Here is a 22,531-nt window from a genome sequence, read left to right as displayed (position 1 = left end):
GGTAGTAATGAAGTAAAACAAACAGCAAATTGTGACTTAGTTTACCCGATTTTAAAAAATCTTTCTGTAATTTTTTTATTCGTTAGCATAAAGATTTTGGTAATCTGTTGGCGATACAATCGATACTTGTTATAATTTAAAGATGAAAATAAGCTAACAAAAAAGACAATAATTTTGGCAATTACACAACTCAACGTACAACAGATCCAACCTGATTTAACATATATTTCTGAACTGAAAAACCAAACTAATACTTCAAAAACATTAGAGGAAAAAAAGTCAGAACATTTACTCATGTGGCAACCACGTGTTGCATCTGCCTTGTCACTGTTATGCCCCAACAAAAGAAAATACTATAGCCCACGCTTTATGTTGCTTAAAGCACCTGAAAGTGAGCTTTTTTTTGATCTATTACAGCAAGCTATTAAATGTAATTTGCCTTCATCACAATTAGGTTACAGTTATTTTTTTAGTGAAAACAAAATTACACTTACCAAAGCAAAAAGTAAACAAGATAATTTTGCTGCTCAAGACAATTGTTTATTTGCATCTTCTGTGGATGCTGAAAAGCTTTTTGGCTGTGTTAGACAACCAGAAAGTAACCCTATAAAATTACAAGCAGGACTTGTTCATCAGGCTAATGGTGGCATTTTAATTTTGGGTCTTCGCTCTCTACTGAGCCAACCTTTACTATGGACAAGACTAAAACAAATGGTAATAAAACAAGAGTTTGAGTGGGTTTCAACAGATGAATCTCATCCTTTACCTTTGTCGATTCCACCAATGCCTCTTGACTTGCGCATAGTATTGGTTGGGGACAGACTAAGTTTAGCTGAATTACAAGATTTTGAGCCTGAATTTTATTCAACGTCTATTTATGCTGAATTTGAAAATGAATTACAAGTCACATCAGCATCGCAAATTAAGCAATGGTTTAATTATTTAAACTTTATCGCAAACAAACAACAATTACCGAATATTGACACATTAGCGTTTGAAAAAATTCACAAAGAAGCAACACGTTATACCGGTGATCAATATTACTTACCGCTTTCAGTTGATTGGTTGAATTCGCTATTAGTCAATGCGGCTCACTTTACAAAAAAAAGCACTATTGACCAATCAGCGGTCGAAGAAGCGATAAAACAAAAATCGTGGCATGAAGATTATTTGAAAGAAAGACTACTCGATGAGATCTTCAGTCATCAAATAATGATTAATACTAAAGATCAAGTTGTTGGCCAAATAAATGGATTATCAGTCATTGAATATCCAGGGTATCCAAAAGCTATTGGAGAACCAACACGGTTAAGTTGTCTTATTCATTTTGGTGATGGAGAACTAATTGATATTGAACGAAAAACAGAACTAGCGGGTAACATTCATTCAAAAGGGATGATGATAATGCAGGCATTTATTATGTCTGAATTTGCGATTAATCACCAATTACCTTTTTCAACTTCTTTGGTGTTTGAACAATCCTACAATGAAATTGATGGCGATAGTGCTTCACTTGCAGGACTTTGCGCTATCATTAGTGCATTATCCCAACAGCCAATCGATCAACAATTAGCTGTTACTGGTTCAGTAGATCAGTTCGGGCATGTTCAATCAATTGGTGGTGTGAACGAAAAAATTGAAGGATTTTTTGCTGTTTGTAAGCATCAAGGGTTAACAGGGCAACAAGGTGTAATCATTCCTGCTACCAACCAACGTCACTTAAGCTTAAGTGATGAAGTCATTGAAGCAATCAAACAAGAAAAGTTTTCGGTATGGACAGTTGAACATATTGCTGATGCGCTTTATTTACTGACAGGCATTCCTTACAAAGATAAAAGCAGTATTAATCTTTACCAGTTAATACATGCTCGTATGCAATCAGTATTATTACAAGATAAAAAACAAGATAGTTGGCTAAGTAAATGGCAAAAATATTGCAAAAAGTAACAATACCCAATAAACTCTAAACCCAAATTTTATTAAAAATAAAAATAACTAGGCAACTTTCAATTTTTAAAATATGTTTTAATTTATATTAAATAAAAGGTTTTTTTATGACATTTGAACGTAAATCATCATACGATAAAGCAGATTTAATTAAATCAGGAAATAATGAACTATTTGGTCATGATGGGCCACCATTACCGTCTGACTCAATGTTAATGATGGATCGTGTTATCGAGATGAATGAAAATGGCGGTAATTTTGGCAAAGGATTTGTCGAAGCAGAGCTTGATATTAATCCTGATTTATGGTTTTTTAAATGTCATTTCAAAAATGATCCAGTTATGCCAGGCTGCCTTGGGCTTGATGCTATGTGGCAATTAGTTGGCTTTTATTTAGGCTGGATTGGTGGTAAAGGTAAAGGTCGTGCTTTAGGTGTTGGTGAAGTAAAATTTACAGGGCAAGTATTACCAACCAATAAAAAAGTGACTTATAAAATCCATTTTAAACGTGTAATTAATCGTAAACTAATTATGGGAATTGGTGATGGTGAGGTTTTTGTTGATGGCAAACTCATTTACCAAGCGTCCGATTTAAAAGTAGGTCTATTCCAAGATACCAACGCATTTTAATTTAACATTCTCTTTTGTCAGCTTTACTCTATATGAGTGAAGCTGCATATCATGGATTTTTTTATCATATTCAAAACATGAACAATTGTGAAATAACTCATTAATTGTCAATTAAAAAAACATCGCAGCTTACTGAGTTTCAATAACCAATGTATAATGCTACAAATTTCATTTTTTCCTTAATTAATAATGAATCACATAAAACATCTATTTGTTTGTATTATTTTATTTTGTTTATCAAACACATTAGCTTACGCTGATTTCAGCGGTAAAGTTGTCAAAGTCATTGACGGCGATACCGTCGATATTCTAACCTTCACAAAACAAAAAATCCGCGTTCGTTTACTTGATGTCGATGCACCTGAACGCAGTCAAGCTTATGGCAATGCATCGCGAAAACACTTAGCCTTACTCATTGCAGGGAAAAACGTGTTCGTTAAAGAAAATAAAAAAGATATCTATAAAAGAGCCTTAGGTACTATTTTCTTAAATAAAGTCAATATCAATGCCAAAATGGTCGAAGATGGTTATGCTTGGGCCTATCGTTATCACAACACAGCTAACAACAAAGCAATGGTAAAACTAGAAGAAATTGCTAAACAAAACAAAAAAGGACTATGGAAGGATAAACATCCAATAGCCCCATGGGATTATCGTCACAATAAACAATAATCACGTTCAGAAGTACTTATTTTTTAGGAATTGAAGCTTCAAGTTGTTTAAGCAAACCCATACCTTGTTTACAAGCTGACTCTTGTTTGTCTTCGGGCATTGAGGAAATTTGTTGTTTTCCCATTTCTAAGTTTTGTTTAATCATATCAGATTGTTGCTTCGTTAGAGAACCTTCAGGAATAGCTTTAACTAAACTATCAACTTTATCAAAATAGGTTTTACATGATTCAGATAAATCCTCCGCCATAGAAATGGTAGAGAAACTTAGTAACACAACAGATAATAATAATTTTTTCATTTTACTTTTCTTTCCTTACATCATAAATTTATTAGAAATATCATAAAAAATGATAATTAATGCTAAAAATAGCCAAAGTATAATAAAAAATTTAAAGTGGCAAGTCTATATACAAAAATACCCTACCAGTAACTACTTACTGATAGGGTATTAATCAAAAAATAAAGTCTAAATTTTAGATAACGGTAACATCAGCAGCCGCGGGACCACGTGGACTATCTTGAATAGAAAATTCTACTTGTTGACCTTCACCTAAGGTTTTAAAACCATCGCCTGAAATTGCAGAAAAGTGTACAAATACATCTTTGCTACCATCAGCAGGAGAAATAAAACCAAAACCTTTACTTTCGTTGAACCATTTAACTTGACCAGTTTTCTTAGACATAATAATCTTCCTATAAATAAATTAATCTCAGCCACTAAGGGCTATATTCAAAAACATAAAACCTAGATTACTTATTAACACTAAGAAGAAGATACTAAAGAAAACTAATTCCAAAGACGAGTAAACTACAAACTACATATATCTAAATGTTATAAAATAAATCCGCATGTCATATGCTTATGACTATTTACGCATAAAAAGATCACTAATGCAAGCAATCTTTTGAAAGATTTATTTAAGAAACGAGCATAAAAAAATTATAGTTTGTTTATTCAATGGGATAACATTATAAACTTATATTAGCTTTCTGCCATTTGTTTCGATTTTTTTATCGTAGCTTCAACTGCATCAATCACAGCTGCTCTAAATCCATTTTCTTCTAGCGCATGAACGCCTTCAATAGTTGTACCTGCAGGAGAACAGACCATATCTTTTAACTCGCCTGGGTGCTTACCTGTTTCTAATAATAGTTTTGCCGATCCCAAAACAGCTTGTGCAGCAAACTTATAAGCTTGTTTTCTGGATAATCCCCCTTTTACTGCACCATCAGCAAGTGCTTCAATAAACATAAAAACAAAAGCTGGAGAAGATCCACTAGCACCAATAACAGCATCAATTAAATACTCAGGCACAACTTCTGTTTCACCAATACAATTTAATAACTGTTGAACGACAGACAATTCCTCATCGGTAACTTCAGTATTCGGTGTAATTGAACACATAGCTGCATTAACAAGCGCGGGGGTATTTGGCATAACACGAACAATTTTTTGCTCATAACCAACACATTTTGCAATTGTTTTAATAGTAACACCTGCTGCAATTGAAATAACGATAGTGTTCTTTTTTAATTCTTTTTGAATATCACTAAGTACATCCACAATCACATTAGGTTTAACGGCAACAAAAACAATATCCGACTCACGAGCAACATCTCTTGCAGAATCAAGATTATAAATAGAATAATTTTGATTAAGAACTTGACCTTTATCAGGATGAGGGTCATAAACATACATTTGTGTTCCAGATACGATATTACTTGCTAAAATACCTTGTAATATCGCATTACCCATATTGCCTAAACCGATAAAACCAATTCGTTGTTCCATTTATTACCCTCTTTTAAGAAAGACTATTTAAAAGATTATAAATGATTTTAAATAGAAATCTCAAAATTTTGTATTAAAAAAACTCAACATCAAGTTCTATAAAAATAATAAATTATGTTAATTTTCTGGCATCACTTGCATTCCATATTGCTGTCCTGTCTGCATAAGGGATAAAATCTGCTTAATTTTGCCTTCATTGATTAAATTACTTACAGCAGGAGTGTTAATAAGTACTTCAAATAAAGCTTTACGTCCATTTTCGGTGTTGACTAGTTTCTGACTTATTATTGCCTTTAAACTATGAGATAATTGAGTACGAATAAAATCTCGTGAACTCTCTTCAAATACATCAATAATACGATTAATAGTCTGAATAGCAGAATTTGTATGCAAAGTAGCAAAAACTAAATGTCCTGTTTCAGCTACTGTTAATGCGGTTTGAATAGCTTTTTTATTACGTAACTCTCCAAGCAAGATTATGTCAGGATCTTGCCTTAAAAGGCTATCAAGTGCATGATCAAAAGTTGTAAGTTCCCTTTGTTGAATTAGTGAATATTGATTGTGATAAATAAATTCAATAGGATCTTCTAAAGTAATAATGTGTTTAGATTGAGTCAAATTAATGTACTCAATTAATGATGCAAGTGTCGTTGATTTACCACTTCCTGTGGCGCCTGTCACTAAAATAATACCGCTTTCATGCATTATTAGCTTTTTGAAAACCTCAGGAGCACCTATTTCAGCCAGATCTGGAATATCATTTTTAATGATTCGAAACACAGCCGAAATACCACGTTGTTGATAAAAAATATTGACTCTAAAACGCCCTATTTCAGGAGATTGATAGGCTAAATCAATTTGTTTTTCCTGTTGTAATTGTATTTTTTGTGATTGATTGAGTAACGTTAATAATTCAGTTTCTAACGCTAAAGGTGATAACTTTTCATTTGATAAACACTGTAATTGTCCATTAATGCGAATGCGTGCAACTTCACCACTTGAAAGGTGCAAATCGGACGCTTTTTGCGTTACACTAAGCGACAACATTGAATTTAACATTACATTTGACCTATTGGTTTATTAATTGGGAATTAACATGAATACAGTACGTGACAATTTACTTACTATCAGAAGCACAATTCAAAAAATAACCGAAAAATGCGAAAGAGATCCCAATACAATCGAACTTATTGCGGTCAGTAAAACAAAACCCGTGACCTTAATCAAACAAGCAATAGATGCCGGTCAACTTTCTTTTGGTGAAAACTATGTTCAAGAAGGTGTTGAAAAGATCCTGCACTTTAAACAAACCCATCCCAACACGCCATTAACATGGCATTTTATTGGTCCATTACAATCGAACAAAAGTAAATTAGTCGCCGAACACTTCGATTGGATGCATACCATTGATCGTTTTAAAATTGCTAAACGCTTAAATGACCAGCGCCCTACATCAATGGCTAAATTAAATGTATTAATTCAGGTCAATATTAGCCAAGAAGCAAGTAAATCAGGGATTTTACCTAACGAAGTAGCAGATTTGGCTAAGCAAATCCTTACACTACCCAATTTGAATTTGCGTGGTTTAATGGCCATTCCTGAAATTGAAAATGATTTTGACAAACAATTACATGTCTTTATTAAAATGCAGGAACTACTACATTCTTTACAAGCCGATTATCCATTTATGGACACATTATCTATGGGCATGAGTAACGACATGCAAGCAGCGATTATTGCTGGTAGCACAATGGTTCGCATTGGCACGGCAATTTTTGGAGCAAGACAGTATTTGTGATATATTGCCTAGATAGTTTATTTTAAGGAGTCTTAAATGGCATCGCTTTATTTTTTAGGAAAAACCCTTTTAACGGTATGCTTATACGTTTTAATTCTACGTTTATGGATGCAACGTGTACGGGTCAATTTCTATAATCCATTTACCCAATTTATTGTTCGAATAACCCAACCAATTATTGCACCACTCCGCAAAGTTATTCCCTCTATAAAACATATAGATACAGCTACATGGGTTCTTTTATACTTTTTTGCTTTCATAAAAATTACGTTTATTGGCTATTATGGAATCATCAATAATTTAAACTGGCCTGTTGGATATCTTTTATATGCTATTGCGGCTATCGCTCACGCATTTGGGCATTTATTATTTTGGTTATTACTATTTAGAGCAATTTTAAGTTGGGTAAGCCGAGGGCAATCGAATGCTGATGAATTGCTTGCCCAGCTAACAGAACCACTTATAGCACCAATTCGACGCATCGTACCACCTATTGGCATGATCGATATTTCATTTATGATTTTTGTATTTATTTTGATGTTTTTAAATATGTTTGCTATTGATATTGTAGGATATTTATGGCTTGTACTTTAAATCCAAATAACAGGGAGCAATAGCAACCTTAGCTTGTTAACAAAAAGCGCGCTTTTTAGCGGGCTTTTTTGATCTAATCGCACAATAGACAAATAACAACAAACCTTGCTAAGTTTGAAAATCGCCCACTAAAAAGTGATTTTATTACGAATAAAAACCGTCAGAAAAGGTATTGATTTTATTTAATTTTTCAAAACAAGATCATATCATCAATATGCTAGTTAAATTAAATGATATCAAGGCGGATAAACAAGCTGATAATGCCATAGCTTTTTTAGATAATATGATCTTCCCAACAAATTACATCTTTTTCATAAACAATGCGATTTTTAACCGAAATTTTTAGCTTGTGCATAAGTTTCTTATTGCCCGTAATAAGCGGATGCCAATCAGGTAATTGCCCCGTTTCAGAAAAATAACGATAAGTACAAGTTAATGGTAACCATTCAATAGTGAGAAGGTTATCACGAGTTAACTTGATACAATCAGGTTCATAATCGAAGCGATTATAATAGTGTTTACATTGACAAGTATTAGAATCAAGCAAATTGCAAGCGACATTGGTATATAATATTTCGTCAGTATCTTCATCCATCAATTTATTTAAGCAACACTGACCGCAACCATCGCAAAGTTGTTCCCATTCATCGTCGCTCATCTGTTCTAACGTTTTATGCTCCCAAAATGGCTCAATCATACTTTAAAATCATCTTCTTTTAACATTTGTAAAAAAAATCCATCTGTTTTGATTTTTTTTTCAATTTCATCCGAAGTCCCCACAACAAAACGTCTTTTGCCATCAAGAAGCACTTTCATCACAAATACCGGCGAACCAAAAATAGACATTATTTTTTCAGGAATAGCTGAAAAATCATTTTCATTTTCCATATATAAATAACAATTTTCTTTTTTGGTACTTCGATAAATATAACACCACATCATAAAATAAAACCTTCACTCATCAATATTATGTAAGACAATTTTGTAAATAAACACCAGCGCCAAATAGACCAGGGTCATCATGTGTTATCACATAAACAGGGATTTTCTTGACTAAATATGACATACGACCTTTATGTTCAAAAGCCTGTCTAAATGGTGATGTTTTAAAAAATTCAATAAAACGTGGTACAATCCCACCAGCAATATAAACACCGCCTTGTGTATTAAGTGTTAATGCTAAATTACCACCAAAACGCCCCATAAAAGTACAAAAATAGGTTAATGTTTGTAAGCAAAGTGGACAGCTTTTTGATAATGCTTTTTTGACAATAATATCGGGTGTAATTTCTTCTATTGGTTCATTGTTAATATGTTGTAAGGCTTGATAAATATTAACAATCCCATTACCCGATAAAAACCGCTCTGTAGAGACACGCCCAAATTTTTTTCGTAGTTCGGCTAAAATACGATCTTCATCATCGCTTGTCATTGGCAATTCAGTATGTCCGCCCTCTCCTGATAACGTAATCCAATGTTCATTGACTTTAATCAAATGTGACACACCAAGCCCTGTTCCAGCACCATAAATCGCAATGGGGTAATTTAAATTAGGTTCGTCACCACCAATTTTTACAAGATCTTGTTTTGGTAATTTAGCAATTGACATTGATACTGCTGTAAAATCATTAATCACTTCAAGCTTAGTCAAATTTAATTCTTTAACAAGCTCTGAACGTGAAAATGACAAATTGTTATTTGTCATTTTTATCACATCACTATCATCGATCGGGCAAGCAATAGCAATACATGCCATTTTAACGATTACCGATTGGGATGCTAAATAGTTTTTAACTAATGTTAATAACACATCATCTTTTGCAATAAGCACTTTAGTAATTGATGATAATTCATTAGTTGCTAAGTTATAAAGTGCAAATCTGGCATTGGTTCCACCGATATCGGTAACTAGAGCATATTGACTCATGTTATTTCCTTTATGATAAATCAATTTTTTTATTTAAATGACAAGCATTAACTATCAATTGAAGAAAGTATAACTGCTAATGCCCTTAAATACTGACATAAAACTCACTCAATTACCTAAAATGATAACCACAAAGATGATCTCCATTAATTCACAAAGTATTAACGGATAAAGATAATAAGATAGAGTAATCTATAGCCACTTCTTAAGCTTAAAATAAATATAAGGTGCAACACCCGCTAATAACATCAATAGTAATGAAAATGGGTAACCATATTCCCATTTTAATTCAGGCATAAATTCAAAGTTCATACCGTAAGCTGATGCCACCACTGTTGGTGGTAAAAACACAACCGAAACCACCGAGAAAATTTTAATAATTCGACTTTGTTCAATATTAATAAAACTGGTTGCAGCCTGCATTAAAAAGTTCACTTTTTGAAATAATGATTCATTATGTGGCACAAGCGATTCAATATCTCGAATCACCTCACGAGCTTGTTCTAGCTGATCCACAGGCATTTTAGCTCGACGAACTAAATAATTGACCGCACGCTGGCTATCCATTAAACAAAGACGCACTTTCCAAGCAGTATCTTCAAGTTCAGCTAACGAAGTAATGGCTTCATCATAATGTTCTTGAGCTGAGCGATCCATAATAATTAAGCTCAACTCTTCAAGTTCACTATAAATATTTTCAATTTGATCGGCTAACTGTTCAACTTTAACTTCAAATAAATCAAGTAATACTTCGTAAGGATTTCCATCACCCATAGTTTGATAACGTGAACGCATTCGATATAAACGGAATGCAGGTAAATCGCGTTCACGCAATGTAAACAAACGTCCATTATGCACAGTGAAAGCCACTGTCGAGTTACCAGCTCGATCTTCAGCATCTTCGTAAAAAAAGAATGAGTGGACATGTAAACCTTCATTATCTTCAAAAAAACGCGCTGATGCTTCGATATCATCTAGCTCAATACTGGTTGCTAAGTTTTGTCCTAAATGTGTTAAAACAAAATCACGATCGGCTTCTTCTGGTTCAATTAAATCAATCCAGGTCGCATTATTGATATCGCCTTCATTAATTTTTACTAATTGTTTGTTTTTTAATCCAAACGCATTAATCATAAGGCCTCCTATTGAGGGAATTTTTTAGAACATTACATTAACAAATGCTTGGTATTATACTCGTTATAGCAACAAATTCCTATGTCCACACCAATCTTTCTATATCTTTATAAAAAGAGAGCAAAATTCCATAATTGAATTAAATTCGCTGATATTACTGTAGTCTCATGTTACAATACGCAACTTAAATATTTATGCAATTTTTAGGAGTCAATAATGGCCAATCGAGGAATAAATAAAGTCATTTTAGTTGGTAACTTAGGTCAAGATCCCGAAGTTCGTTACATGTCTAATGGTAACGCCGTTGCCAATATTAGTATTGCAACGTCAGAAACATGGAAGGATAAACAAACTGGTGAAAACCGTGATCGTACTGAATGGCATCGCGTTGTTATATTTGGTAAATTAGCTGAAATTGCGGGCGAATACCTAAAAAAAGGTTCACAAGTTTATCTTGAAGGACAATTACAAACTCGAAAATGGCAAGATCAGTCAGGACAAGATCGTTACACAACAGAAGTTGTAATTAACCCTATTGGTGGTACTTTACAGATTTTAGGCGGACGCAATAATGGTGAAAACATGGGCGACAGTTCACAAAATTGGGGACAAAGTGCCAATAACACATCATCTGCACCAGCGGCTCAATCCCGTTCTACAACACAAAATGCACCAGCACAACCTGCAGCAACACCAGAACCGCCTATGGATTTTGATGACGATATTCCATTCTAAATTTACCTATTATCTCTTACCCAATATTGGGCGTTAACTTACGCCCAATATATCATTTTCTGTTTATTTCAATTATACTTAGCTGTAATTTTTAATAGAATTAAATAAATTTATGTTGGAACTTATACAAACTGTCGGCTTTGGTTTAATTTTGTTTATCCCCCTAACGAATCCTTTAACCACTGTAGTACTTTTATTGGGTCTATCTGGTGATATGACCAATGAAGAGCGTAATTACCAGTCAAAGTTAACCTGCATTTACGTTTTCATGATTATGGTTGTGTCATTTTATTGCGGACAATTAGTAATGAGTACATTTGGCATATCAATCCCCGGATTACGCATCGCTGGTGGTATGATTGTGGGGATTATTGGTTTTAGAATGTTGTTTCCACAACAGCCATCACATAAAACCCTTGAAGCCGATGCCAAAAAGAAAGAAATTTCAAATAATATTGCTTTTGTACCACTCGCTATGCCAAGTACTGCAGGACCAGGAACCATAGCAATGATAATTAGTATGTCATCAACAGTAAAAAGTGGCGGTTACGATGTTTCAAATTGGGTTGTATATACCGCTTCCATTTTAGTGCCTTTATTATTATGTATTATTCTTTGGTTTTGTATGCGCAGTGCAGGCAGTATAATGCGTTTTATGGGAAAAAGTGGCATTGAAGCCACTTCAAGAATTATGGGATTTTTATTAGTTTGCGTTGGAACACAGTTTATAATTAATGGTATTAAAGAGCTTATATTGAATTTTCCTAATATTTAATATTAAAACTAATTTAAAAAAGCTAAAGAGTTGGTATGTTTTTTATCATTTCTACTCGCATTAAATAATCATAAAGCGGAACTAACTGTTTAAACCCTTTAACTAATTTTTGGGGTAAGTCACTATTTAACACATCTTCAATATGATTACTTGTGACCATAACTGCAAGATTTTTTCTGTTATACCATGTTGCAATTTTTTCATCCTGCTCTTTGATTAAAGGACGTTTATAACTTTCTCCAACAAGTTCAAATGGTTTTTTGACACAACGTGTCATGGATAAAAACTTCTTAGTATCGTTAAGAATTTCATCTCGAAAAATATCCATCGTTTGTTTTGATGAACAATAATAGCCAAGTCCATATTGATAGCTGCTTGGGCTAATTTCAAAAAAATAAGCAGGTGCTTCTTTCCAATCTCTATTAGGTCTTTTAAATGTCAACCATAATCGGCTACGATAAAGTGATTTATCATTTGAAAAACGGGTATCTCGATGTATACGTGAAATCGTTTTACCAATAGCGGGGCGAGTTTCAAACCACTCGTCAATTTTAAGCATTTCTGGTGCTAATTGTTCAACTAAAAGCCTAAATGGTTTAACTAAATCGTTATCATAAATAGCACGATGTTCTTCAAACCATGGTTTGCTGTTATTTATCCAAGCATCTTGTAAGAAATTAAGTCCCTCTTGCGTAAATCCAGTAAAGTTTGCCATTGCTTACTCCTTGAATAACGCTCTGACTTTTTCTAAATCTTCCAAAGTATCAACACCAATCGCTGGAAATTGTTTTGCCACGGCAACATGGATCCTTTCGCCATACCAAAGCACTCTAAGTTGTTCAAGCATTTCAATTTGCTCAAGTAAAGATGGTGCCCAATTAATATACTGACGAATAAAACCAGCACGATAGGCATAAATACCAATATGACGAAGATAAAAATCACCAATGCAGGACTGTTTTAATAGATTGGTCGATTTTGCAAATCGATCTCGTTCCCAAGGAATCGTAGCACGAGAAAAATAAAGCGCATAACCATCTTTATCAGTCACAACCTTAACCGCACCAGTATTAAATGCCTCTTCAACAGAGTCAATTGGTACGGCCAACGTTGCCATTCCTGTTTTATATTGCACTAAATTTTCAGCCACTTGGTTAATAATAACAGGTGGAATTAAGGGTTCATCGCCCTGTACATTGACAATAATTTCATCATCTGCAAATTGATAAGCATTAATAACTTCTGCCAACCTTTCAGTGCCTGAATTATGCTTATCACTTGTAAGAATGACTTCTCCGCCATGCGTTTTGACCACATCAAAAACTTGCTGATGATCGGTTGCAATGATCACTCGATTGGCTAAGGATTTTTGAGCTTGCTCCATTACACGCACAATCATAGGTTTTCCATGAATGTCCGCTAGTGGCTTAGCTGGTAAACGGCTTGAACCATATCTAGCAGGAATAATAACCGAAAAATTCATAACTAATATCCTATCTTTTTATTCTGGAATAGATACTGGTTTATTAAGTGGCTTTGCTTCACATTCAAGCAAAACAGGAATATTATCTTTTACTGTATAAACTAAGTTATCAGCTGAACAAATTAGTTGCTGATTGCTGGCATCGTACTGTAGTTGCCCATGGCATTTTGGACAAGCAAGTGCACTCAAAAGGATTTCTTTCATATTTTATTCTCTTTGGGAATTTATTTTATCTAATAAAGAACAGATCTGCTCAATTGCTTGCGCGGGTATTACCGCATCAACAGGAAGATACCACCAATTTGGTTGAGCAAATTGTCTGCACTTAACCGCATCTTTTTCAGTCATTAAAAGAGTTTGGTCACAATTTGCAATATCGTTTAACAATGACAACGTAAATTTTTGATGATCAGCAAAAGGAACGGTTTTAATCACATTCGTTTGCATTTTAATCAACATATCAAAAAAACGGTTGGGATTACTAATGCCTGCAATAGCGCAAATACTTTGTAATGAAGATAATGGTTTTCTTTCTTGAGTAAGCAAATTTACTGCGTATCGCGGTGCTAATTGCATGGTATAGGCTTTATTCGGGTACTGTTGAGCTAGGTCATTTACACTATCACCATTTATAATAATCAAATCAACCGATTTTAATCGACTTTCTCGCTCTCGCATTGGCCCCGCTGGCATCCACCATCCATTACCAAATAAACGTTTTCCATCAACAACTACCACCTCAATATCACGCGATAATGCATAATGTTGCAAACCATCATCAGTCAAAATAACATCTAATTGATATCGCTTTAATAGCGCTTGAACAGCTTCAGAACGATGCGGAGATACCGCAACAGGCACATTAGTACGTTGATAAATCAGCACAGGCTCATCACCGGCTTGTTCGGTTGTTGTTGTTTTATCTAAAATAAGAGGATAACTGTCAGCATTACCGCCATAGCCACGAGAAACAACGCCAACTTGTAACCCTTTTTGTTTTAGTGATTCAATTAAACCAACAACTAATGGTGTTTTACCATTACCACCAACAGATAAATTGCCAATAATAATGATAGGCACGGGTGAACGCCAAGCTTTTAAAATTCCAACTTGATATAAAGAGCGACGAACAAAAGCAATCAAACCATATAATAAAGAAAATGGTATGAGTAACCAAAATAAACGATTTTTACCATACCATAGTTTTTCAATCATAACTTTAACATCACTCGATTAAATTTAGTAAAATTGCGTATATCTTAATGTTGATATCACAATTATAAAAATAGCAACTTATAACCAAAGGTAGCTTATTTTACTCATAAATTGGAAAACTACCAAACCAATCATGATACCATCTAGGTTTAATTTCACCTCGCATAGTTTTTAGCTGCCAAGTTTGTTTATCAAAAAATAGACTTATTTGCCCTGTTTTAGCCGTAACATAGCTATCTAGTTGTAAATCTTGATACTTCCTTATTACTTTAGAGGAAGGTAGTTTCCAAGGATTATACCGAGAAGTAGAAACTAATAACTTTACTGGTTTAACATGATTTAAAAATGGATAACTTGATGAAGTATTACTACCATGATGTGGCGCTTGTAAAATAGTCGAAGTTAGCTGGTTTTTGTATTTAGTCACTAATTGATACTCTTGATTACGCTCTAAATCACCCGTTAATAATACAGAAAACCGCCCATCACTAATTTGCACTACACAAGAGTCTTCATTTTGAGCATAATCAACTAATTTATTAGGCCATAACACACTAAACGTTAGTTCGTTCCAAATAAAATGATTGCCAGCTAAGCATTGATAGTCATTATTAAAACTAGAAGAAGAGCTCATTAACCATGCTTTAGGATAAACATATTGTAACATATCCAAACCACCAACATGATCATTGTGTTGATGGCTAATAATAATGCCTTGTACATTCAAATTATGCCATTGTAAAAAAGGAATGATGATTCTTTCTACCGCTGAACTTTTTTCCCATTTTGCACCAGTATCATACAAAATTGCTGACTTTCCATCATGAATAACAATCGCCAATCCATGGCCAACATCTAGCATATCTAACCGCCAGCGATAATGTGGCTGTTTAAAAATAGGCGTAATTAATAACATAAAAATAACAGCTAAAGTAACGCTAAAACGGCGCCAAGATCCTGTGCGTATGATAATGACAGTAAGCCAACCAACAAAACTTAACAAATAAAAATTTGCAGGAATTTTAAGCCATAGAAAATTGAACCAATTTAAACTAAAAAATAACCACTCTAATGATTTATCAGCAATTGACCAACACCATAATGCGATATAAAAACAGTCCATAAGGCTAAATATCAACGCAAATAAAACAGCAGGAAAAGTACATAACGAAATAATAGGAATTGCAATTAAATTCGTTAAAATAGAAACGCCACTAACTCCCTGAAAAACAAAACATTGAATAGGAAGCAATAACATAGTTAAACCCAATTGCAAATGTAATAATCTAACCATATACCAACGCTTTTTATATTTTATTTCTTGAGGTATTGGTAACCATTCAAATAAAAAAATTAAGCTAATTACGGCATAACAAGATAACCAAAAACTTTCAGACAAAATCATCAATGGATCAAATAACAATAGTAATGCAATAATTCGGTTAACCTTTTGCCATGCACTAATTTGATTTTTTTTATAACACAAATAAATCCAGATAGATAAGGCCAATATAGCTCGCAAAGTGGGGGGATTTAATCCTGTCAACCAAGCGTAAAAAAATGCAGATAACCAACCTATTACAATAGGCACAAAAAAATGGATGAAACGCTTTGGAATAAAAAACAGAACAATCTTAACCAAAAGACGACTAAGACCAAAAACGACTAAAATATGCATACCCGATATTGCCATTAAATGAGCAATCCCGGTTTGCATCATTACCATACGATGAGATTCATCTAGCTGAGAACGATCACCAAAAGTAAGAGCAAGCAAGATGTCTCGATAATCAAATAAATCGATGTAAGGAAGTGCCAAATCAACAATTAATTGTTTTAAATTAGATTTATCGTCTAATAATTTTGCATCAACTAATTTTGCTGATAATAAACTTCGGTTTGCTATTGAAAAGCGCTGGCTATCAAATCCCCCCTCATTAAGATAGCTATGCATAACTTTTGTCTTTAATGTTAATTGCCAAGTTTGCCCTGATTTTGGTGCTATAGGATTATCCCAATAAACCGAAATGGGAATATTATTAGAAAGTGTAAAACCTGAAATAGAAAAAATAGAAAATGACAAATAATAAGGAGATATTGCAGTTGTTTTTTGACGGGTATTAATGTCTACAACTTTTGCTTTAACAACTAACGTTTTATCAATATAAGGTGAAATATTGGTTAAATATTGCTTAGAATAAGCAACAGACCATAAAAAACCTAAGCCAAATACGATAATAATAGATAAATACCAGCAAAATTTAACCAGAACAAACAATACCAAAACAAGCAAAATAATAGCAATAAAATACCACTGAAGATCAGACAATAAATGTGGTAAAAACAGTATTGGTAAGCAACCCAATGAAAACATGGTAGCTAATAAATCAAGAGAATAAGATTGTCGCATTAAAAGTTGTCATATTTATTTTATATAAATAATCAGCTTATCACTTGATATCGTAAAAAAAGAATTGTGTTTGAAATTTTAGATCTAGCTTCCAATTTTATTATTAATCTAGAAAAAATTTATTAAAACTATTCATAGCATTTTAAATTTTGGAAAAATAAGAAAGTACGGAGATCACACTAGAAAATATTTGAGGATGTTAAATTGATAAATTATTAATTGATTGGAGTAACTAAACTACTGAAAAATGGCTAAATACAAAATTAAATTATTAAAAATAAAAAGCCATTGATTTTACCCAATGGCCTTTTGCTAAATATAGAATTTAAAGACTATGCATTTACTGCCTTATTTACTCTTTCACGTAACTCTTTACCCGGTTTGAAATGAGGGATATATTTATGTTTAACTTCAACATTACCACCAGTTCTTGGGTTTCTAGCTTTACGTGGAGCACGGTAGTTTAAACTAAAACTACCAAAGCCTCGAATTTCTACACGATCGTTACTTTCCATAGCTAAAGCGATCTGTTCGATGATATCTCTAACTGAATCATCAACCAGTTGAACAGGAAGATGTGTTCGCCAGTTAACAATTCGTTCTACTAAATCTGATCTATTCATGATCACTCCTAATTTATTTATGCGGTATGTAACTTGTTCATTTTATACCACAAAAGAAAAAGAGGGCAAGCCCTCTTTACTCTTTACATAAATATTTTTTACTCAGTTTTTGATGCGGCTTTGAATGCTTCAGCCATTGCATTAGTAAATGACACATCTTCTTGAGTTGCAGTATTATTTACAGCAGCAAGAGCTTCTTTTTCGTCAGCTTCATCTTTTGCACGTACTGATAATGAAATTGCGCGAGTTTTACGATCGATATTCACAATCTTAGCTTCAACTTCATCACCAACTTTTAATGCTGTTGTTGCATCTTCAATACGCTCACGAGCAATATCTTGAGCTTTTAAGTAGCCTTCAATACCTTCAGCGATTTCGATAGTTGCACCTTTAGCGTCAACAGTTGTTACAGTACCTTTAACGATAGTGCCTTTTTTGTAGTTAGACGCAAAGCTACTAAATGGATCATTTTCTAGTTGTTTAACACCTAAAGAGATACGTTCACGTTCTGCATCAACTTGCAACACAACAGCTTCAATATCGTCACCTTTCTTATAAGCTTTAACCGCTTCTTCGCCAGGCATATTCCAAGAAATATCTGAAAGATGAACTAAACCATCAATACCGCCATCTAAACCAATAAAGATACCGAAATCTGTGATTGACTTAATCTTACCGCTAACTTTATCACCTTTATTGTGTGATTCAGCAAATTGTAACCATGGGTTTGGTTTACATTGTTTAAGACCAAGAGAAATACGACGACGTTCTTCATCAATTTCAAGAACAATAACTTCAACTTCATCACCTAAACTAACTACTTTAGATGGGTGGATATTTTTGTTTGTCCAATCCATTTCAGAAACGTGAACTAAACCTTCAACACCAGTTTCGATTTCAACAAAACAACCGTAGTCAGTTAAGTTAGTTACTTTACCAGTTACTTTAGTACCTTCAGGGTAACGTTTCGCAATTGAAACCCATGGATCTTCGCCTAATTGTTTTAAGCCAAGAGATACACGTGAACGGTCTTTATCAAACTTAAGTACTTTAACAAGTAATTCTTGCCCCACCTCAACCACTTCGCTTGGATGTTTAACACGTTTCCAAGCCATATCTGTGATGTGAAGTAAACCATCAACCCCACCAAGATCAACGAACGCACCGTAATCAGTAAGATTTTTAATAATACCTTTAACTTCTGAACCTTCTTGTAGATTTTCAAGAAGTTGTTCTCTTTCTGCACTATTTTCAGATTCAATAACCGCACGACGTGATACAACAACGTTGTTACGTTTTTGATCTAATTTAATTACTTTTAATTCGATTTCTCTGTTTTCGATATGAGAAGTATCGCGTAATGGACGAACATCAACAAGCGAACCAGGAAGGAACGCACGAACGCCATTAAGATCAACCGTAAAGCCACCTTTAACTTTACCATTGATAACACCTAAAACTGTTGCAGCATCTTCAACTGCTTTTTCTAGTATTATCCATGCTTCATGACGTTTAGCTTTTTCGCGAGATAAAATTGTTTCGCCAAAGCCATCTTCAATTGAGTCAAGCACAACATCAACAATATCGCCAACTTGAACTTCTAGTTCACCTTGGGCATTTTTAAACTGCTCTACTGGAATTGCGGATTCAGATTTTAAACCAGCATCAACTAAAACAACATCTTTGTCGATTGCAACGACAGTACCACGGATCATATTACCAGAACGAGTGTCTAGTTGATTTAAAGACTCTTCAAAGAGTTGAGCAAAAGATTCAGTCATATTTATATACTTAAAATTAATTTAACGTCCACATTACATCATGTCTTGTGGGGGTTATTTACGATACTCCACTCATCCTTGTGATGGAGCTTGGTTTACTCACGTTGTAAACTAACTTACAACGCAATTTTTTTGTTTATATACGCAATAGATTGTTCAAAGACATCTTGAATAGAAAGCGATGTAGTATCAATTATTAACGCATCAACAGCAGGTTTAAGTGGTGCAACAGCCCGATTACGATCACGCTCATCACGCTCTGTTATCTCCTGCAAAATTTCGGCGAATTTAACATGATTTTGCTTATGTTGCAACTGTTTCATTCGTCTTTCGGCACGAGATTGTACACTTGCATCAAGAAAAATTTTAACAGGCGCATCGCTAAACACCACACTGCCCATATCTCGACCATCTGCAATAAGTCCCGGCGCTTGTCTAAAATCACGTTGACGCTGTAGTAATGCAACTCTAACTTTATTGAGTGCTGCTACTTTTGAAGCAGCGCCACCAGTTTCTTCGGTGCGGATACGTTTAGTTACATCAATACCGCTTAATAAAACTTTAACTTCAATATCATCACAGTTAAAAGTCAAAGGTAAATTTAATGCTAAATTCGCTAACTGGTTTTCATCATCCAATGAAATATTTTTTTCAAGAGCGGATAATGCCAGTACGCGATAAATAGCACCTGAATCTAAAAGATGCCATTTAAAATGATTGGCTAATGCCTGACATAACGTACCCTTACCAACACCACTTGGCCCATCAACAGCAACAACGGGAACTATTTTATTCATTTTATTATTCACTTAATTGTTTAAATTGTTCAAAATAATCAGGGAAAGTTTTCATTGTGCATTTAGGATCTAATATTGTCACAGGCGTATCTGAAAGCGCCACTAATGAAAAACACATAGCAATACGATGATCATTATAAGTTTCAATTTCAGCATGAATTAATTTATTGGGTGGCACAATGGTAATATAATCGTGACCTTCATCAACTGTTGCACCAACTTTTCTTAATTCAGTTGCCATCGCATATAAGCGATCAGTTTCTTTTACTCGCCAATTATAAATATTACGAATCGTAGTAGGACCTTTAGCAAACAACGCTGTCGTAGCAATAGTCATTGCAGCATCGGGGATATGGTTCATATCCATATCAATACCATACAATTCACCACGTGAACATTCAATATAATCATCTGCCCAAGTAATTTTAGCGCCCATTTTTTCAAGCACATGAGCAAACTGCGTATCGCCTTGCAAACTTTTTTTACCAATTCCCGTAACACGGACTGTACCACCTTTAATAGCAGCAGCAGCTAAAAAATAAGACGCAGATGACGCATCACCCTCAACCAAATAATCACCAGGAGATTGATAATATTGATTTGCCTTGATAACAAATGATTGATAATTATTATTAACTATAGTCACACCAAACATTGCCATCATTTTGATTGTAATATCGATATAAGGCTTAGAAACAAGATCACCAATAATAGTAATTTCAGTGTCTTGTTTTGCTAACGGTGCAGCCATTAATAGTGCGGTTAAAAATTGGCTTGATACCGAACCATCAACTTGGATTTTACCACCTGCAAAGCCACCATAAAGATGTAACGGTGGGTAGCCTTCATTTTCAAGATAATCAATTTTAGCTCCACCTTGACGCAACGCATCGACTAAATGACCAATTGGGCGCTCTTTCATGCGTGGCTCGCCAGTTAGCACAATATTATTATGACCAAGACATAAAGCTGCCGTCAGTGGACGCATTGCTGTACCGGCATTACCTAAAAATAGCTCTAATGCATGGTCAGATTGCAACATCCCCCCTACACCCTGAATATCACAAATAGTGCGATCATGTGATAGCTGGTACTTCACACCTAATGCAGCAAGAGCATCAAGCATATAACGCACATCATCGCTATCCAGTAAATTAGTTAAACGTGTATTGCCTTTACTTAGAGCTGATAACAATAAAGCACGATTAGACACGCTTTTAGAACCTGGCAAATTAATAGTGCCACTAAATGATTTTATTGGTTGTAACGTCAAGGATAACATAATGTCTCTCGTTAAGATTTCATAAATATTTAAAATTTATCTAATGTTGCTTTTAGCAAATCAATAGCGTGATAATCTTTAGCGCTATTTTGCCATAACTTATCAAAAAGATGACGATAACGTTTAATAGCATCTTGCGATGAAGTAATAGAAGCAATACCTGTTGTCACATTCGGCAATTCACCTAAACGGAATGGACTCATCGCCAACGAAATAGGGTCATCGTTTTGGTAAAAAATTTGAAATGTAATCGATGGAATAGCTTCTTGTGTAATTGCAATAGTTGAAGCAAAAGTCTGTTGTTCTATTAGCTCAATTAAATGATAAATTTCGTTACGAGCAAGTAGCATTCTTTCGGACTTCTTACCGGGTGAAATAGTCAAATTACCCACTAAGCCAATATGCAAAAACCGTTCAATATTACGCAAGCTAATCAAATTAATTACTTTAGGAATAGATTGATAAAACTGCTTTTTACGTTCTTTTAAAATCGACAAAATCACTGAGTATTTCTGAGATTCAATTGACTGGTTTGACTCATTTAACATCATAGATAAATGAGTTAAGTAATCAGGGGAAGTTAATAAAAATGAAAAGGGATCGAAGTGAGAATAGATATGGGTTGATTGTTCTTCTAACTGGCGCATACGTTCAAAAAAACCTTCACCACTCGAATAATATTCAGTATCAATACCGAGCAAACTCGCAAAAGAGGTGCCAAGTAAAGATGCCAGTCGTTCTAAAGTTTCGATTTTAACAATTTCACCTTTTTCTAACCGATATACTGCAGCTCTTGAGATTTTAAGACTTTCTGCAACATCCTCAGCTTTCAACGAAGCGGCAATTCGATATGCACGTAAACGCTGGCCTATAGCACAATAATCAATCGATCCTGTAATCATAATACACTCAAATTATTAAGATTTTGGCAGTGTAT

25 protein-coding genes are annotated in these 22,531 nt (G+C 34.2%); 7 read left to right on the top strand and 18 right to left on the bottom strand.

All coding sequences use genetic code 11. The annotated features are described in order from the left end of the window. Positions 1 to 369 precede the first annotated feature (369 nt). The 3 genes from GQ596_RS08285 to GQ596_RS08275 all read left to right on the top strand — a co-directional run bounded on the left by GQ596_RS08285 (position 370) and on the right by GQ596_RS08275 (position 3,248). Complete coding sequence (locus GQ596_RS08285) at positions 370 to 1,947, top strand: AAA family ATPase (RefSeq protein WP_370516492.1); 1,578 nt, start codon at positions 370 to 372, stop codon at positions 1,945 to 1,947. Positions 1,948 to 2,054: 107 nt separating this feature from the next. Continuing rightward, positions 2,055 to 2,576 (top strand): bifunctional 3-hydroxydecanoyl-ACP dehydratase/trans-2-decenoyl-ACP isomerase, encoded by a 522-nt coding sequence (fabA, locus tag GQ596_RS08280; RefSeq protein ID WP_160401207.1) that lies wholly within the window; start codon positions 2,055 to 2,057, stop codon positions 2,574 to 2,576. A 189-nt stretch (positions 2,577 to 2,765) separates the two neighbouring features. Further along, entirely contained in the window at positions 2,766 to 3,248 is a 483-nt protein-coding gene (locus GQ596_RS08275; RefSeq protein WP_202113774.1) for a thermonuclease family protein, read from the top strand. A 16-nt stretch (positions 3,249 to 3,264) separates the two neighbouring features. Here the strand turns inward: GQ596_RS08275 and GQ596_RS08270 are convergent, their stop codons facing one another. The 4 genes from GQ596_RS08270 to GQ596_RS08255 form a co-directional block, all read right to left on the bottom strand. Then, positions 3,265 to 3,546 carry a DUF5339 domain-containing protein gene (locus GQ596_RS08270; protein WP_160401206.1) on the bottom strand — a complete coding sequence of 94 codons (282 nt, stop codon included), beginning with the start codon at positions 3,544 to 3,546 and terminating at the stop codon, positions 3,265 to 3,267. Positions 3,547 to 3,721: 175 nt separating this feature from the next. Beyond that, entirely contained in the window at positions 3,722 to 3,931 is a 210-nt protein-coding gene (locus GQ596_RS08265) for a cold shock domain-containing protein (RefSeq protein ID WP_160401205.1), read from the bottom strand. Positions 3,932 to 4,230: 299 nt separating this feature from the next. Then, complete coding sequence (proC, locus tag GQ596_RS08260) at positions 4,231 to 5,040, bottom strand: pyrroline-5-carboxylate reductase (RefSeq protein WP_160401204.1); 810 nt, start codon at positions 5,038 to 5,040, stop codon at positions 4,231 to 4,233. Between the two features lie 117 nt (positions 5,041 to 5,157). After that, entirely contained in the window at positions 5,158 to 6,099 is a 942-nt protein-coding gene (locus GQ596_RS08255) for a type IV pilus twitching motility protein PilT (RefSeq protein WP_160401203.1), read from the bottom strand. 37 nt (positions 6,100 to 6,136) lie between these two features. Here GQ596_RS08255 and GQ596_RS08250 point away from each other — a divergent pair, with 37 nt between their 5' ends. Then, positions 6,137 to 6,838 (top strand): YggS family pyridoxal phosphate-dependent enzyme, encoded by a 702-nt coding sequence (locus GQ596_RS08250; protein WP_160401202.1) that lies wholly within the window; start codon positions 6,137 to 6,139, stop codon positions 6,836 to 6,838. 36 nt (positions 6,839 to 6,874) lie between these two features. Next, on the top strand, positions 6,875 to 7,432 hold the full coding sequence (locus GQ596_RS08245) for a YggT family protein (RefSeq protein ID WP_160401201.1): 558 nt from the start codon (positions 6,875 to 6,877) through the stop codon (positions 7,430 to 7,432). A gap of 274 nt (positions 7,433 to 7,706) precedes the next feature. Here the strand turns inward: GQ596_RS08245 and GQ596_RS08240 are convergent, their stop codons facing one another. The 4 genes from GQ596_RS08240 to corA all read right to left on the bottom strand — a co-directional run bounded on the left by GQ596_RS08240 (position 7,707) and on the right by corA (position 10,493). Continuing rightward, complete coding sequence (locus GQ596_RS08240) at positions 7,707 to 8,129, bottom strand: YcgN family cysteine cluster protein (protein WP_160401200.1); 423 nt, start codon at positions 8,127 to 8,129, stop codon at positions 7,707 to 7,709. Beyond that, positions 8,126 to 8,374, bottom strand: coding sequence for a YcgL domain-containing protein (locus tag GQ596_RS08235; RefSeq protein ID WP_160401199.1), 249 nt, complete (start codon positions 8,372 to 8,374; stop codon positions 8,126 to 8,128). The genes GQ596_RS08240 and GQ596_RS08235 overlap by 4 nt, the downstream gene beginning before the upstream one ends. A gap of 25 nt (positions 8,375 to 8,399) precedes the next feature. After that, positions 8,400 to 9,359, bottom strand: coding sequence for a glucokinase (locus GQ596_RS08230; protein ID WP_160401198.1), 960 nt, complete (start codon positions 9,357 to 9,359; stop codon positions 8,400 to 8,402). Between the two features lie 192 nt (positions 9,360 to 9,551). Continuing rightward, a complete protein-coding gene (corA, locus tag GQ596_RS08225; RefSeq protein WP_091122078.1) occupies positions 9,552 to 10,493 on the bottom strand; it encodes a magnesium/cobalt transporter CorA in 942 nt (313 codons plus the stop codon). 216 nt (positions 10,494 to 10,709) lie between these two features. On the opposite strand from corA, the gene GQ596_RS08220 reads away from it, so the two are divergent. Together GQ596_RS08220 and GQ596_RS08215 are read left to right on the top strand one after the other, a co-directional pair. After that, positions 10,710 to 11,228, top strand: a complete 519-nt coding sequence (locus GQ596_RS08220) for a single-stranded DNA-binding protein (RefSeq protein ID WP_160401197.1) — start codon at positions 10,710 to 10,712, stop codon at positions 11,226 to 11,228. Between the two features lie 112 nt (positions 11,229 to 11,340). Beyond that, on the top strand, positions 11,341 to 12,003 hold the full coding sequence (locus GQ596_RS08215; RefSeq protein WP_160401196.1) for a MarC family NAAT transporter: 663 nt from the start codon (positions 11,341 to 11,343) through the stop codon (positions 12,001 to 12,003). A 22-nt stretch (positions 12,004 to 12,025) separates the two neighbouring features. Here GQ596_RS08215 and GQ596_RS08210 read toward each other — a convergent pair whose 3' ends face one another. From GQ596_RS08210 to GQ596_RS08165, 10 genes are all read right to left on the bottom strand, one after another. Continuing rightward, positions 12,026 to 12,718, bottom strand: a complete 693-nt coding sequence (locus tag GQ596_RS08210; protein WP_160401195.1) for a DUF2461 domain-containing protein — start codon at positions 12,716 to 12,718, stop codon at positions 12,026 to 12,028. 3 nt (positions 12,719 to 12,721) lie between these two features. Next, the gene (kdsB, locus tag GQ596_RS08205) at positions 12,722 to 13,486 is read right to left on the bottom strand and encodes a 3-deoxy-manno-octulosonate cytidylyltransferase (RefSeq protein WP_160401194.1); all 765 of its coding nucleotides are present in this window, start codon (positions 13,484 to 13,486) and stop codon (positions 12,722 to 12,724) included. Positions 13,487 to 13,504: 18 nt separating this feature from the next. Beyond that, positions 13,505 to 13,690: a Trm112 family protein gene (locus tag GQ596_RS08200; protein ID WP_160401193.1), complete on the bottom strand. Its 186-nt coding sequence runs from the start codon at positions 13,688 to 13,690 to the stop codon at positions 13,505 to 13,507. A gap of 3 nt (positions 13,691 to 13,693) precedes the next feature. After that, positions 13,694 to 14,701, bottom strand: a complete 1,008-nt coding sequence (gene lpxK / locus GQ596_RS08195) for a tetraacyldisaccharide 4'-kinase (RefSeq protein ID WP_160401192.1) — start codon at positions 14,699 to 14,701, stop codon at positions 13,694 to 13,696. Positions 14,702 to 14,801: 100 nt separating this feature from the next. Next, the gene (locus GQ596_RS08190; RefSeq protein ID WP_160401191.1) at positions 14,802 to 17,111 is read right to left on the bottom strand and encodes a DNA internalization-related competence protein ComEC/Rec2; all 2,310 of its coding nucleotides are present in this window, start codon (positions 17,109 to 17,111) and stop codon (positions 14,802 to 14,804) included. A 332-nt stretch (positions 17,112 to 17,443) separates the two neighbouring features. Beyond that, positions 17,444 to 17,734, bottom strand: coding sequence for an integration host factor subunit beta (ihfB, locus tag GQ596_RS08185; protein ID WP_160401190.1), 291 nt, complete (start codon positions 17,732 to 17,734; stop codon positions 17,444 to 17,446). 98 nt (positions 17,735 to 17,832) lie between these two features. Next, a complete protein-coding gene (gene rpsA, locus GQ596_RS08180) occupies positions 17,833 to 19,515 on the bottom strand; it encodes a 30S ribosomal protein S1 (protein WP_160401189.1) in 1,683 nt (560 codons plus the stop codon). 116 nt (positions 19,516 to 19,631) lie between these two features. Next, positions 19,632 to 20,312: a (d)CMP kinase gene (gene cmk, locus GQ596_RS08175; RefSeq protein ID WP_160401188.1), complete on the bottom strand. Its 681-nt coding sequence runs from the start codon at positions 20,310 to 20,312 to the stop codon at positions 19,632 to 19,634. A 4-nt stretch (positions 20,313 to 20,316) separates the two neighbouring features. Continuing rightward, positions 20,317 to 21,597, bottom strand: coding sequence for a 3-phosphoshikimate 1-carboxyvinyltransferase (aroA, locus tag GQ596_RS08170; RefSeq protein ID WP_370516491.1), 1,281 nt, complete (start codon positions 21,595 to 21,597; stop codon positions 20,317 to 20,319). Positions 21,598 to 21,623: 26 nt separating this feature from the next. Then, the gene (locus GQ596_RS08165; RefSeq protein WP_160401186.1) at positions 21,624 to 22,496 is read right to left on the bottom strand and encodes a helix-turn-helix transcriptional regulator; all 873 of its coding nucleotides are present in this window, start codon (positions 22,494 to 22,496) and stop codon (positions 21,624 to 21,626) included. Positions 22,497 to 22,531: the final 35 nt, after the last annotated feature.

Source organism: Gilliamella sp. Pra-s60 (genome assembly GCF_009795755.1).
In the GTDB taxonomy this organism is placed as follows: Bacteria; Pseudomonadota; Gammaproteobacteria; order Enterobacterales; family Orbaceae; genus Gilliamella.
This window is presented reverse-complemented; position numbering and strand designations above follow the sequence as displayed.